This is a genomic window from Limobrevibacterium gyesilva, from assembly GCF_025989185.1.
Classification (GTDB): Bacteria; Pseudomonadota; Alphaproteobacteria; order Acetobacterales; family Acetobacteraceae; genus Limobrevibacterium; species Limobrevibacterium gyesilva.
The window spans coordinates 47,142-60,214 of sequence record NZ_JAPDNT010000014.1 but is presented as its reverse complement, the minus strand read 5'-3'; the positions used below and the strand labels follow the sequence as shown (position 1 = coordinate 60,214).

Below are 13,073 nucleotides of genomic sequence, written 5' to 3'. Positions count from 1 at the left end.
CTCGATTATGGTGAAACGGGCTGGGGTTTCGCACGCACGACCAGGGCAAGGCCGACCAGCAGCATGGGCACGGACAGCAACTGCCCCATGGTGGCGCCGGCGAACAGGAAGCCCAGGAAGGCGTCCGGCTGGCGGAAGAGCTCGCCGATGATGCGGGCGAGGGCGTATCCGGTCAGGAAGATGCCGGTCAACAGGCCGAAGCGGGCGCGCAAAGCCTCCCGGCGCGACAGGGCGAACATGACCACGAACAGGATCAGCCCTTCCATCAGCGCCTGATAGATCTGGCTCGGGTGGCGCGCAACCGGCCCGCCGGTGGGAAAGATCATGGCCCAGGGCAGGTCTTCCGGCGCGGGCCGGCCCCACAGCTCGCCGTTGATGAAGTTGGCGACGCGGCCGAGCCCCAGGCCGATCGGGGCGGCGACGGCGATGCGGTCGGCGAAGCCCAGGATGGGGATGCGCTGGCGGCGGCAGAACCAGATGATGGCGATGGCGACACCGAGCATGCCGCCATGGAACGACATGCCGCCCTGCCAGACCGCGAAGATCTCCAGCGGCGCGGCCAGGAACCGGTCGGGCTGGTAGAACAGCACGTAGCCCAGCCGGCCGCCCAGCACCACGCCGAGCGTGGCCCAGGTGAGGAAGTCGTCCACCTGCACGGGCGTCGCCACCACCGGGGCCTGCTGCGCCAGCCGGCGCACCAGACGCCAGCCGAGCACGAGGCCCACGATATAGGCCAGGGCATACCAGCGTATGGCCAGCGGCCCGACCTGGATGATGACCGGGTCGAATTGCGGGAACAGCAGCACGGGCAGCATTACAGGTATGGGTCCGGTTGGCGCAGGAAGTCGCGCACGTAGCGGGTGACGCCTTCTTCCAGCGGGGTGAACTGGCCGGGATATCCGGCGGCCCGCAGCCGCTCCATGGCGGCCTGGGTGAAGGACTGGTACTGGCCGCGCAGCCGGTCGGGCATGTCCACGAACTCCACCTGGGGCGCGGCGCCGGCGGCGCTGCACACGGCGTGCGCGAGGTCGAGATAGCTGCGCGCGGTGCCGGTGCCCAGGTTGAACAGGCCGCTCACGTCCGGCGTGTCCAGCAGCCACAGCAGCACGGCCACCACGTCGCCCACCCAGATGAAGTCGCGCCGCTGCTGGCCGTCCGCGAGGTCGGCGCGGTCGGAGCGGAACAGGCGGGGCGCCTTGCCGGCGAGGACCTCGTCGTGCTTGACCTTCACGACCGAGATCATGCCGCCCTTGTGGTATTCGTTCGGGCCATAGACGTTGAAGAACTTGAGCCCGGCCCATTGCGGCGGCCGCGGCTGCCCGACGCCGACCATGCGCGCCACCTGCAGGTCGAAGGCGTGCTTGCTCCACCCGTACAGGTTCAGCGGCTGCAGCCGGCCGAGGGCCGCCATGTCGTCGTCGAAGCCGGCGGCGCCGTCGCCATAGGTCGCGGCGGAGGAGGCGTAGACGAAGCGAACCCTCCGCACCGCGCACCAGCGCCACAGCCGCAAGGACAGCTCGACATTGCTGGCCCAGACCAGGTCGCCGTCGGTCGCGGTGGTGCTGCTGACGGCGCCCAGATGGAACACCATCTCCAGCGGCGGGTGGGTGGCCAGGAAATCGTCCAGCGCCTCGGGCGGCACCAGGCGCGCCGGCGGGTGATGGGCCAGGTTTCGCCACTTCCCCTCGGCGCGCAGCCGGTCCACAACCACGGTTTCCAGCCCGCGCCCGGCCAGGGCGGCGTGCAGGTTCGAGCCGATGAAGCCGGCGCCGCCGGTGACCAGGATCATGGCGGCACGGTATACGGGCCACGACGAGCCGGGGAAAGCCATGCGGTTGAACCCGCTAACCACAGGAGGTTGCCATGACCGAACGCCCCCGCATCTTCGACGACCTCGCCGGCGTGGCGGGCGGGGCGCTGTCGGCGCTGTCCGGTCTGCGCGACGAGGCCGAGGCGCTGGCCCGCGCGCGTATCGACGAGACGGTCCGCCGCCTCGACCTCGTCCGCAGGGAAGAGCTGGACGCCGCCATGGAAATGGCCGCCAACGCCCGCGCCGGGCAGGAAGCGGCCGAGGCCCGGCTGGCCGGAATGCAAGCCCGGCTGGAGGCCCTCGAGTCGCGCGTGGCGGCACTGGAGAGCGCCGGCCGCCCCGAAGGCGGCGGCCCCGGCATGATCGCATGACAAGGATTTATATTGCGGTGCGTCATGAGACGACGCATTAACTTGACTATGCTGGCCCTTGACCCCTTGCGGCACGGTTTGCCTGCCCGGTAGGGTACAGGGCGTGTCGCGCAGGGGGCCCGGCCGGCACCATAACGGGTTCCATGTCCGCCGCGCGGGCCATGTCCGGCAATGCCGGCATGTGCTACTCGGCCTTCCTCCACCCGGGAGACCTCCCATGCCAGCTCTCATGAGCACCATCCAGGACAACGCCGCCAATCCCCTCGATGTGATGGAGCAGATCGTCGCCGCGAACGACTGGGTCTTCGACCGGCGCAACGACTCGGAAATGGCGGCCGAGGCGCCGGGCAAGTGGTGCGACTACGGGCTGTATTTCAGCTGGTCGCACGAGATCAGCGCCATGCACTTCACCTGCGCCTTCGACCTGAAGGTGCCGGAGAAGCGCCGCGCCGCGCTGTACGAATTGCTGGCGCTGGCCAACGAACGCCTGTGGATCGGCCATTTCGGCATGGACGCCGACGACGGCATGCCGGTGTTCCGCCATGCCGTGCTGCTGCGCGGCGCCCCCGGCGCCTCCGCCGAGAGCCTGGAGGACATGGTGGATATCGCGATTACCGAATGCGAACGCTTCTTCCCCGCCTTCCAGTTCGTGCTGTGGGGCGGCAAGGCCCCGGCCGAGGCGCTGCAGGCCGCCATGCTCGAATGCGTCGGCGAAGCCTGAACGCATGACCGGCACGACGATCCCGCCCATCCTGCTGGTGGGTTTCGGCAAGATGGGCGGGGCGATGCTGGCCGGTTGGCGCGAGCGCGGATTGGCGCCGTCGGTGGCAGTGGACCCCACGCTGCCCGCTTCGCCGGGCGCCGGCGTGACCGTCGCCGCCGCCGCCGCCGACATCCCGGCCGGCTTCACGCCCGCGGCGGTGGTGCTGGCGGTGAAGCCGCAGAACGCCGCCGAGACGCTGCCCCTTTACGCCCGGTTCGCGGGGTCCGCGGTCATGCTGTCGATCATGGCCGGCCGCACCATCGCCGGCCTCGGTGCACTGCTGGGAGCGGATGCGGCCATCGTGCGCGCCATGCCCAACACGCCGGCGGCGGTGCGCCAGGGCGTCACCGTCGCCTGCGCTGGCCCGGGCGTTACGCCGTCCCAGCGCGACTTGTGCGACACCCTGCTGGCGGCCATCGGCGCCGTGGCCTGGGTGGACGACGAGGGCCTGATCGACCCGGTCACCGCGGTTTCCGGCGGGGGCCCGGCCTATGTGTTCCTGCTGGCCGAGCTGCTGGAACGTGCCGCGATCGAGCAGGGCATCCCCGCCGACCTCGCCCGCCTGCTGGCGCGCCAGACCGTGTCAGGCTCCGGCGCTCTGCTGGCCGCCAGCCGCGAGGACGCGGCGGCGCTGCGCCGCGCCGTCACCAGCCCCAAGGGCACCACGGAACGGGCGTTGGCCGTGCTGATGGCCGACGACGCCTGGCCGAGCGCAATTTCCCGCGCGATCGCCGCCGCCACCGCCCGTTCGCGCGAACTCGCGGGGTGACAGCGGGCCATTGCGGCCCCATGTTTGCGCCATGGACGACACCGAGTTCGATCGTGCGCTGATCGCTGCCGCGTTCGAGGTCGCGGCCCAACGCGGCTGGCATCGGATGCGCGTGGCCGATGCCGCACGCCACGCCGCGCTGCCGCTGGACCGCGCCCGCGCCCGCTTCCCCGGCCGCGGCGTGGTGCTGATCCGCTTCGGCCGGCTCGCCGATCAGAACGCCCTCGCCGGCGTCATTGCCGAAGGCCCGGTGCGCGACCGGCTGTTCGACATCCTGATGCGCCGCATCGACGTGCTGCAGGCGCACCGCCCCGGCGTGCTGGCGTTGCTGCAGGCGCTGCCCTGCGATCCCCCGCTGGCGCTGATGCTGGCCGCCGCCAACCTGTGCAGCATGGGCTGGATGCTGGACGGCGCCGGCATCCCGGCGACCGGCCCGCGCGGCCGGCTGCGCACCAAGGGATTGCTGGGCGTATGGCTGTGGACCGTCCGCGCCTGGCGGCACGACGAGAGCCTGGATCTTGCCGCCACCATGGCGGCGCTGGACCACGCGCTGGCGCGCGCCGAGCACGCGGAGAGCTGGCTGCACCCGCGCCGGCCCCCGGCGCGCGCCCCCCGGCCGCACGAGGCGCCGGTGGCCGAAGGCGAGGCCCCCGAGCCGCCAGCCCCCGCGCCGCCGGCCCCCGAGCCGCCGCCCACGGAGCCGTCGTCCGAACCGCCGCTCGGGCCACCGCCTGACGTTTCATGAGTTCGTCGCAAACGTGCCATCGCGTTCGGGTTGTGACCGCGTCCCACGTCCCGTAAATCAGGAGGGTCGCGGCAGGCGGCGCGGGAAGCCGGTGTTCAATCCGGGGCGGGGGATGACGCGGGCCTGAAGCGGGCAAGCAATCACAGCAGGAGCCGGAGATGCCAAGCGATTCAAAGAAATCTGGCGGCGATACCCCGTTTGCCGCGGCGATGGGGCAGGCGAAGAACGCCGCCGAGGAATTCACCAAGATGTTCGCCGAGCTGAAATTTCCCGCTATGCCCGACATGGAGGCGCTGCTGACGGCGCAGAAGCGCAACATGGAGGCCATGTCGGCGGCCAACCGCATCGCCCTGGAAGGCGCCCAGGCCGTGGCCAAGCGCCACATGGAAATCATGCAGCAGACCATGACCGAGCTGACCGAGACCATGTCCGCGCTGGCCAGCGCCGATGCGCCGCAGGTCAAGGCAGCCAAGCATGCCGAGTTGCTGAAACGCTCCTACGAACACGCGGTCGCCAACACCAGGGAGCTGTCGGACCTGATCCAGCGGGCCAACGGCGAGGCGCTGAACACGCTCAACAAGCGCTTCGCCGAGGCGATGGACGAGGTGAAGCGCCTGATGGAGCAGGCCAACGCCGCCAAGCGCTGAGCCTGCTTTCGTTTCCGGCGGTGGCAGCGCGCCATCGCCGGCCTCTTTCCATACGCCGTGATCATCGATCGGCCGGAGCCGCCCCATGACCATCGAACACGACGTTGCCGGTCATTACGCGCATGGTGGGCTGGAGCAGGCGATCCTGGAGGCCCTGGTGGGACAGGGCAAGGATCCGGACCGGCTCGATCCCGCCGACCTTGCGCCGGTGGACGAGTTCCATATCGGCGGCCGCCAGGCCACGGCCGACCTGGCCGCGCAGCTCGCTCTGGCGCCCGGCCGCCACCTGCTCGACATCGGCAGCGGCATCGGCGGGGCGGCCCGGTATTTCGCGCTGGCGCATGACTGCCGCGTCACCGGCATCGATCTCACCGAGGAATACGTGGCCGTCGCCCGCAGCCTCGCCCGGCGCACCGGGCTCGGCGGCAAGGTGCGCTTCCAGCAGGGCAGCGCCCTCGACCTGCCGTTTCCGGACGCCAGTTTCGATGGCGCCTACATGCTCCATGTCGGCATGAACATCGCCGACAAGCCGGCGCTGTTTGCCGGCGTGCGCCGGGTGCTGCGGCCCGGCGGCTTCCTCGCGGTCTATGACGTGATGCGTGTGGGCGAGGGCGCGCTCGATTTCCCGGTGCCGTGGGCGAGCCGGCCCGAAACCAGCTTCGTCGCCGCCGCCCCCGCCTATCGCGCCGCGCTGCGGGCGGCCGGGTTCGCGGTCACGGCGGAACGCGACCGGCGCGATTTCGCCATCGCCTTCTTCGGCGCCATGAAGGCCCGTCAGGCCGAGACCGGGCCGCCGCCGCTCGGCCTGCCGATCCTGATGGGGCCGGACTTCCGGCAGAAGACCGCCAACATGATCGGCAACCTGGAACGCGGCCTGATCGCGCCCACCGAAATGATTGCCCGGCTAGACGGGTAGCTGAATCCGGGCGCGCAGCCCGCCCAGCGGGCTTTCTTCCAGCATGATGTCGCCGCCATGCGCGCGCACGATGTCGCGTGCAATGGTCAGGCCGAGCCCGGTCCCACCGGCGGCCGCACTCTCGAACGGGCGGAACGCGTCCTCGCGCCGGTCCGGCGGAATGCCCGGCCCGTCGTCGTCCACCGTCACCTGCACCAGGCGCTCGCCCAGCCGTCCCGCGGCGAGGGCGACATGGCGGGCGTGGCGGCAGGCATTGTCGACGAGGTTGGTGACGGCCCGGCGGATCGCGTCCGGGCGCAGCGGCAGCACCAGATCGGCCGGCACCCGCAGCGCCACGTCCGCGCCGGTGCGCCGCGCCCCCGCCACCACGTCCTCGAGCACCGCCGACAGGTCGGTGGGCTGCGCCTGCTCCGTGCCCTCGCCACGCGCGAAGGCGAGATAGGCGCCGATCATCCGCTCCATCTCTTCCACGTCGCCGGTCATGTCGGCGATGTCCTGGCGCAGCGCCTCGGTGGACGGCATCACCGCGAGCGCCAGCCGCAGCCGGGTCAGCGGCGTGCGCAGGTCGTGCGACACGCCCGCCAGCATCTCGGTGCGCTGCTGCAGGAACCGGCGGATGCGCTCCTGCATCCGGTTGAACGCCGCCGCCGCCTGCCGCACCTCGGCGGCCCCTTCCGGCTTGATCGGGCCGATGTCGCGGCCCATTCCGAACGCCTCGGCGGCGCCGGCCAGCCGGCTGAGCGCTCGCACCTGGTTACGCAGGAAAAGCGTCGCGATGCCGAACACCAGCAACGACGACCCCACCAGCCACAGCACGAACACGTAGAACGTGGCCGCATACAGCCGCTTGCGCGGGGCCTCGACCTCCAGCACCGCGTCCGGCAGCTGCACCCGGATCAGCACGGATAGCGGGTCGGAGGCCCAGTCGATAGTGAAGGGGCGCCGCACCTTGTCGCGCAACGCCGCCACCAGGCCGGAATTGCGCGGCTCCAGAAAACCGGGCCGCCGCCCCTGCGGCACCACCGCATCCGGCAGCAGGCGCATCGCCAGCTCGTACTGCTCCCAGGCGTTCTGCAGCACCCAGGCCCGGTCCGCCTCGCCGGGCAGGCGCTGCAGCAACTCCACGGTGGTGGCGATCTCGCCGGCCACGCTCGCCGACAGGCGGCGCGAGACGACGTCGAGATGCGAGCCGTAGAAGATCTGCAGCGCCACCGCCTGCACCACCACCAGCGGCACCAGCACGATCAGCAGCGTCCGCCCCAGCAACGAGCGCGGCAGGAACCGCTTCACCATCCCGCTGCGCAGCGGCAACCGGACCCGCATCCTAGGCCCCGGGTTTGAGCACGTAGCCGCGGCCGCGGACGGTGTGGAGGAAGCGGGGTTCGCGCGGGTCGGCTTCGATCTTGCGGCGCAGCCGGGTCACCTGGACGTCGATGGCGCGTTCGCCCGCCTCGTCCATGTCCAGGGCTTCGGCGATATCCTCGCGCGAGAGGATCTCGTTCGGCCGGCGGGCGAGGGCGGTCAGCAGCGCCGCCTCGCCGCCGGTCAGGCGGATCGGGCCGGCGGGACCGCGCAACTCGCCGCGGCCGGTGTCGAAGCTGAGGGGGCCGAGCTGCACCGGGCCCGCGGGCGCACCGATGACGGGCAAAGGCGGGGCGGCGCGGCGCAGCATGGCACGGATGCGCAGCAGCAGCTCCTTCGGCTCGAACGGCTTGGGCAGGTAGTCGTCAGCCCCGGCCTCGAAGCCGGCGATGCGGTCTTCCGGGGCGCCGCGGGCGGTCAGCAGCAGGACGGGGATCTCGGCGTTGTCGCGGCGCAGCGACTCGGTCAGCGACAGGCCGGTCTCCCCGGGCATCATCACGTCCAGCACCATCAGGTCGGGCTGCAGGAAGCGCAGCCGGTCGCGGGCCTCGGCGGCGTCCTGGGCGGCGGTGACACGAAAGCCGTTCTCGGCGAGGTAGCGTTGCAGCAGGCCGCGCAGCCGCACGTCGTCATCGACCACCAGGATCAGCGCGTCGTCGGGCATCGGCGGCTCCTTCAGGCTTGGCGCGGGCGCGGGTCGCGGCCGGCCTGGTCGCCCTGGTCCATATAGGTGCGGGCATCCGCATCCATGATACCGCGCATCACCCGCTTGAACCCCTCGACCGATGCGCCGCCGGCCTCGCGATAGGCCGCTACCAGCCGCTCGCGCTGGCGCTCGTACAGGCGCCGCTCCAGCGCCTTGCCGGCTTCAGTGAGGGTCAGCAGGCGTTGGCGGCGGTCGGCGCGGCCCTGGGCCTGGGCAACGTAGCCCTGCTCGATCAGGGCGGTGAGCACGCGCGCGAGGCTTTGCTTGGTGATGCGCAGGATGCCCAGCAGGTCGCCCACGGACATGCCGGCATTGCGGCCGATGAAGTGCAGCGCGCGGTGGTGGGCGCGGCCCAGGCCGAGCTCCTCCAGGATCACGTCGGCGACGTTGGTGAAGTCGCGATAGGCGAAAAACAGCATGTCCTGGGCGGCGCGGATTTCCTCCTCGCGCAGGAACAGCAGGCCGGCGCCGGCCTGCGGCGCCGATTTCGGGTCGTTCATCCTCGGGCTGCCCTTCGGGTCGGTGCTCCTGAGGCCGATGTTCGGCAACGACCGGGTCGGGTCGCCCTTCGGCTCGGGCATGGCTGGCATTCCACGTGATTACGGCAGGTTCGTTGACGTAGACGCATGAGCATTATAGCATTCGGCCTTGTAGAGCAACAATATTGCGAGGAACGCCTATCATGACGCTTGTTCCTTTCGACGACCGCGACGGCCAGATCTGGTACGACGGCGTTATGGTTCCCTGGCGGGAGGCCAAGCTGCACGTCCTTTCGCACGGCCTGCACTATGCCAGCGGCGTGTTCGAAGGCGAGAGAGTCTATAGCGGCAACATCTTCAAGCTGCGTGCGCATACCGAGCGCCTGCTCGTCTCGGGCCGCATCCTCGGCTTCGAGATTCCCTTCACCGCCGACGAGATCGACGCCGCCTGCATCCAGGTGGTGCAGGCCAACGGCCTGACCGACGCCTATGTGCGCCCGATCGCCTGGCGTGGCGCCGAGCAGCTTTCCGTCTCCGCACAGCAGACCAAAATTCATCTTGCGATCGCCACCTGGGCCTGGCCGAACCTGTTCGGCGCCGACCGCATGAAGGGCGTTCGGCTGGACATCGCGAGCTGGAAGCGGCCGCATCCGGAAACGGCGCCGACTGCGTCGAAGGCGGCCGGCCTGTACATGATCGGCACGCTGGCCAAGCATGCGGCCGAGGCCAAGGGCTTCAACGACGCGCTGATGCTGGACTGGCGCGGCCAGGTGGCTGAGGCCTCCGGCGCCAACATCTTCTTCGTCATGGACGGCGAGCTGCATACGCCGACGCCGGACTGCTTCCTCGACGGGATCACGCGGCGCACGGTGATGTCGATCGCCCGGCGCCACCAGATGAAGGTGGTGCAGCGTGTGATCATGCCGGCGGAGCTGCCGAAGGCGAGCGAGGTGTTCCTCGCCGGCACGGCCGCGGAGGTGACGCCGGTGCGCCAGATCGGGGAGCTGAACTACACCCCGGGCCGCGTCACCGAGACGCTGCTGAACGACTACGAGAAGCTGGTGCGGATGGGCCCGGCCGAAGTCGAGGCGCTGGCGCCGATCTGAACCTACGCCGCCCTCTGCCGTGAGGAGAGGGCGGCAAACGCCGGCGGCAGCAGCACCAGCCAGGCGATCCGGGCCTGGTAGCGGTCGTGCACATGCGACAGCGCCCCGGTGACGAGTGCGTTTGCCAGCACGCCGGCCAATACCAGTGCCGCGAGCCCGGTCCACACCGGGTCGCGGCGCCGGACCGCGAGCATCACCACGGTCATCGCCGCGCCCAGCGCCAGCAGCGCCGCGTGCACGGCGTTGAACGGTGCGGCGACGGCGGCCAGCGCGCCGTGCGCCTGGCGTGAGGCGGCGAACCGCGCCTGTTCCGCCGCCGGAAAATAGGCCCGCAGGCTGCCGGTCACCGACTGCTCCAGCCAGTCCGGCCCGAGCGTGTCGCCGAGCCTGACCCGCGCGAGCTGGTGCCGCATGTTGCGCAGGGCGCTCAGCGCCACGCCGCCGGGCTCCTCGGCGACGGTGCGGCGGACGATGCGGGCTGCCTCCGGGGCCAGTCCGATCGGGCCGCCGGGGCTGGACCAGACCGGGCCGTTCCCGTCCCAGAGGAAATCGTCGCTGTCGGCAGGCAGGCGCCCGGCCCAGCCGCACATGTACCAGCCGGCCTGCGGGCAGGCGCGGTCGATCACCGCGCGCGCGGTGCCGTCCGAGGCCATCTTCGCCAGCGCGAACACCGCACCGTAGGGGGAGACGGCGAACCTGCCGTAGCCCACGAGATTGGTCAGCAGCAGCAGCGCCAGCGCCGCCAGCAGCGGGGCCGCGGCCGCCATCACGCGGCGCCACCGCAGCAGCGCCACCACCGCCACGCAGACGGCGGCGATGACCAGGTGCGACAGATGTGCCGCGATGGCGAAGGCGGCAAGCCCGCCGGCCCAGCCGCGTTCCCACCCCCGCAGCCGGTCGCCGAAGGCCAGCAGGAACAGGCACAGGACGGTGACGGGCGCCAGGATGTCCGGCATCAACAACGCCGCGAACCATGGCGCCGCCGACCCGGCGGCGAGCAGCAGGCATAGCGCCACATGCCGTGCGGCCGTGGCAACGCCCAGTGCGCGAGCGGTGAGCCACAGCAGATGCGACAGCAGCAGCCCCTGGGCCGCCAATGGCAGCCACAGCGTGGTGCGGCCGTGCAGCGCCAGCAGGAACGGTCCGTAGATCCACGGCTTGTCCCAGACCATGCGCGGCTGGCTGGCCTGCACCAGGAAGGCATGCGTGTCGCTGAACAGGATCGGGTAGCCGTTCGCCAACGCCGGCCACACCAGCAGCACGGCGCCGGCCAGAATGGCCAGGACCGCGAGGGTTCCCGTCAGCGGATGGTCCTGCGGGACGCGCCGTCTCCCGCCGGCAGGTTCAGCGGCCAGGACCGACACTGCGCGCCACCCTCATCGCCTGCACCATGGTCGACAGCCTCTGCCCGCCCTGGCTGTTCTATGCCATCACTGTGGCCCGGTGTCGCTGCCGTGCCTAAGGGATGAGCGGATCCGCGCCGCTGCGCGGGCCGTAACGCCCGGTCAGGGCGGTGGCGACCCGAGCCGTGACGCCGGCCCAGTCGCCGGGCCGATCCTGGCGGAACAGCCGCGCGCTGGCGTACCAGGGCGAATCGCTGCGCCCGGTCATCCAGCGCCAATCCGGCGCGAAGGGCAGCATGATCCATACCGGCTTGCCCAGGGCGCCGGCCAGATGCGCGACCGCGGTATCCACGGCGATCACCAGATCCAGCGTCGTCACCAGCGCCGCCGTCTCGGCCAGATCGGTCAGGCCCGGCGGCGGGGTGGGCAGGCGGTGGCGGATCGCCAGTTCCACGCCGCGGCCGCCGATCTGCAGGTTCATCCAGTCGATGCCCGGCACCGCGACGATCGGCGCCAGCGCCTCGGTCGGCATGGAGCGGCGCGCGTCGTTGGCATGGGCGGGATTGCCGGCCCAGACCAGCCCGACCAGGGGACGATGCGGCCGCATCGGCTCCCAGGCGGCGATCCGTTCGGGGGCGGCCGCCAGATAGCCCTGCGGCGCCGGAACCGAGTCCAGGCGTGTCCCGATGAGGCGCGGCAAGCTCATCTGGTCGACCCACAGGTCGTAGGGCGGCAGCGCCGCGTCCTTGGCGACCACGGCGGCCACGCCGGGCAAGGTCTGCAGCAGCGCGATCAGCGGCGGTGCGCAGGCCAGCAGCACGACCGCCCCTTGCGCGGCCAGCAGCGGCAGATAGCGGGCGAACTGGATGGCGTCGCCAAGCCCCTGTTCGGCGCGGACCAGCAGCCGGCGGCCTTCGAGCGGCCCGCCGTCCCATTCGCGGCCGGGCAATGCAGGGAAGTCGTGGCCGAAGGCGTCGTGTCGCTTGCGCCACTCGAAATCCTCCCACCCCGGTGCGAAATCGCCGGCCAGCAGATGGGCACAGCCGCGGTTCCAGTGGGCGTGGGCGAACTCCGGGCGCAGCCGGATGGCCGCGTCGCACGCAGCGACGGCCTCGTCCAGCCGGCCGGCGCCGGCCAGCAGGAAGCCGAGGCTGGCATGGGCCTCCGGCAACTCGGGTGCCAGCGCCACCGCCGCGCGCAGATGCGTCTCCGCGGCGGCGGCATCGTCGCGGTCGAGCAGGGCGTTGCCCAGCGTCAGATGCGCGCGTGCGTGCCCGGGGTCGGCGGCGATGGCGCGGCGCAGCGAGGCCACCGCCGGCTCGAACCGGCGCATCGCCCGCTCCACCGCCCCTCGCACAAACCAGGCTTCCGCGAGTCCGGGCTGCAATTCCACGGCGCGCGAGGCGGCGGCCAGCGCGTCGATCACCCGGTTGTCGCGCAGCAGCGCCAGGGCGAAGCCGATCTGCGCCGGGGCGAAATCGGGCTGCAACGTCACCGCCGTGCGATAGGCGCCGATGGCGGGGACGACCTGGCCGGCGGCCAGCATGGCACTGCCCAGCGTGACATGCGCCGGAACCAGCCGCGGCGATGTGGCCAGCGCCTGGCGGCAGATGGCAATCGCCTCCTTGGCATGGCCGGCGTCGCGCAACGCGTTGGCAAGGTTGACCATGGCGGCATGATTGCCGGGCCGGTCGGCCAGCAAGGCGCGGTACAGGCCGATCGCCTCGTCATGCCTGCCCAGGGCCGCCAGGGCATTGGCCAAGGCCAGCCTGGTCTCTTCGTTGTTGGAACGCTCGACCATCGCCCGCCGCAGCAGCTCCACCGCCTCGGCGGCGCGGCCGGTGGCGAGCGTCAGCACGCCCAGCAGGTGCAACGCCACCGGTTGGGCAGGGTCGTCGTCCAGCACGCCGCGATAGCCGGCCCCGGCCTCGGCGATCCGCCCTGCCCGATGCGCCGCGAGGGCGGCGACCAGCCGGTCTACGAGCGTGGGGGCGGCGTCGGGCTCGGCGAGCGATTCGGCATGCGACATGGGGCGGGCACCTTTTGTGTCCCGTCC

14 protein-coding genes are annotated in these 13,073 nt (G+C 71.5%); 7 read left to right on the top strand and 7 right to left on the bottom strand.

Annotated elements, in window-relative coordinates; translation table 11 throughout:
- Positions 1–5: 5 nt before the first annotated feature.
- Positions 6–815, bottom strand: a complete 810-nt coding sequence (lgt, locus tag OL599_RS15725) for a prolipoprotein diacylglyceryl transferase (RefSeq protein WP_264714766.1) — start codon at positions 813–815, stop codon at positions 6–8.
- Positions 815–1,789 (bottom strand): ADP-glyceromanno-heptose 6-epimerase, encoded by a 975-nt coding sequence (gene rfaD, locus OL599_RS15720; protein ID WP_264714765.1) that lies wholly within the window; start codon positions 1,787–1,789, stop codon positions 815–817. The genes lgt and rfaD overlap by 1 nt, the downstream gene beginning before the upstream one ends.
- Before the next feature lie 74 nt (positions 1,790–1,863).
- Between rfaD and OL599_RS15715 the strand changes: the two genes are divergently transcribed.
- The 6 genes from OL599_RS15715 (at position 1,864) to OL599_RS15690 (ending at position 6,021) form a co-directional block, all read left to right on the top strand.
- Entirely contained in the window at positions 1,864–2,181 is a 318-nt protein-coding gene (locus OL599_RS15715; RefSeq protein WP_264714764.1) for an accessory factor UbiK family protein, read from the top strand.
- A gap of 217 nt (positions 2,182–2,398) precedes the next feature.
- Positions 2,399–2,902 (top strand): type III secretion system chaperone family protein, encoded by a 504-nt coding sequence (locus OL599_RS15710; protein WP_264714763.1) that lies wholly within the window; start codon positions 2,399–2,401, stop codon positions 2,900–2,902.
- 4 nt (positions 2,903–2,906) lie between these two features.
- Entirely contained in the window at positions 2,907–3,713 is an 807-nt protein-coding gene (proC, locus tag OL599_RS15705; RefSeq protein ID WP_264714762.1) for a pyrroline-5-carboxylate reductase, read from the top strand.
- A 31-nt stretch (positions 3,714–3,744) separates the two neighbouring features.
- On the top strand, positions 3,745–4,458 hold the full coding sequence (locus OL599_RS15700; RefSeq protein WP_264714760.1) for a TetR family transcriptional regulator: 714 nt from the start codon (positions 3,745–3,747) through the stop codon (positions 4,456–4,458).
- A gap of 158 nt (positions 4,459–4,616) precedes the next feature.
- The gene (locus OL599_RS15695) at positions 4,617–5,105 is read left to right on the top strand and encodes a phasin family protein (RefSeq protein WP_347403211.1); all 489 of its coding nucleotides are present in this window, start codon (positions 4,617–4,619) and stop codon (positions 5,103–5,105) included.
- Positions 5,106–5,190: 85 nt separating this feature from the next.
- Positions 5,191–6,021 (top strand): class I SAM-dependent methyltransferase, encoded by an 831-nt coding sequence (locus OL599_RS15690; protein WP_264714759.1) that lies wholly within the window; start codon positions 5,191–5,193, stop codon positions 6,019–6,021.
- Here the strand turns inward: OL599_RS15690 and OL599_RS15685 are convergent.
- From OL599_RS15685 to OL599_RS15675, 3 genes are read right to left on the bottom strand one after another with little or no spacing between them, the layout of a single operon-like run.
- Positions 6,010–7,344: an ATP-binding protein gene (locus OL599_RS15685; protein ID WP_264714757.1), complete on the bottom strand. Its 1,335-nt coding sequence runs from the start codon at positions 7,342–7,344 to the stop codon at positions 6,010–6,012. The two genes, OL599_RS15690 and OL599_RS15685, sit on opposite strands and share 12 nt — an antisense overlap.
- A gap of 1 nt (position 7,345) precedes the next feature.
- The gene (locus OL599_RS15680; protein ID WP_264714756.1) at positions 7,346–8,047 is read right to left on the bottom strand and encodes a response regulator; all 702 of its coding nucleotides are present in this window, start codon (positions 8,045–8,047) and stop codon (positions 7,346–7,348) included.
- 11 nt (positions 8,048–8,058) lie between these two features.
- Positions 8,059–8,589 carry a MarR family winged helix-turn-helix transcriptional regulator gene (locus OL599_RS15675; RefSeq protein WP_264714794.1) on the bottom strand — a complete coding sequence of 177 codons (531 nt, stop codon included), beginning with the start codon at positions 8,587–8,589 and terminating at the stop codon, positions 8,059–8,061.
- A 182-nt stretch (positions 8,590–8,771) separates the two neighbouring features.
- Between OL599_RS15675 and OL599_RS15670 the strand changes: the two genes are divergently transcribed.
- Positions 8,772–9,674, top strand: coding sequence for a branched-chain amino acid aminotransferase (locus OL599_RS15670; protein WP_264714755.1), 903 nt, complete (start codon positions 8,772–8,774; stop codon positions 9,672–9,674).
- A 2-nt stretch (positions 9,675–9,676) separates the two neighbouring features.
- On the opposite strand, the gene OL599_RS15665 is transcribed toward OL599_RS15670, so the two are convergent.
- Together OL599_RS15665 and OL599_RS15660 are read right to left on the bottom strand one after the other, a co-directional pair.
- Positions 9,677–11,038 (bottom strand): hypothetical protein, encoded by a 1,362-nt coding sequence (locus OL599_RS15665; protein ID WP_264714754.1) that lies wholly within the window; start codon positions 11,036–11,038, stop codon positions 9,677–9,679.
- A 94-nt stretch (positions 11,039–11,132) separates the two neighbouring features.
- On the bottom strand, positions 11,133–13,046 hold the full coding sequence (locus OL599_RS15660; RefSeq protein WP_264714753.1) for a tetratricopeptide repeat protein: 1,914 nt from the start codon (positions 13,044–13,046) through the stop codon (positions 11,133–11,135).
- Between the last annotated feature and the right edge of the window lie 27 nt (positions 13,047–13,073).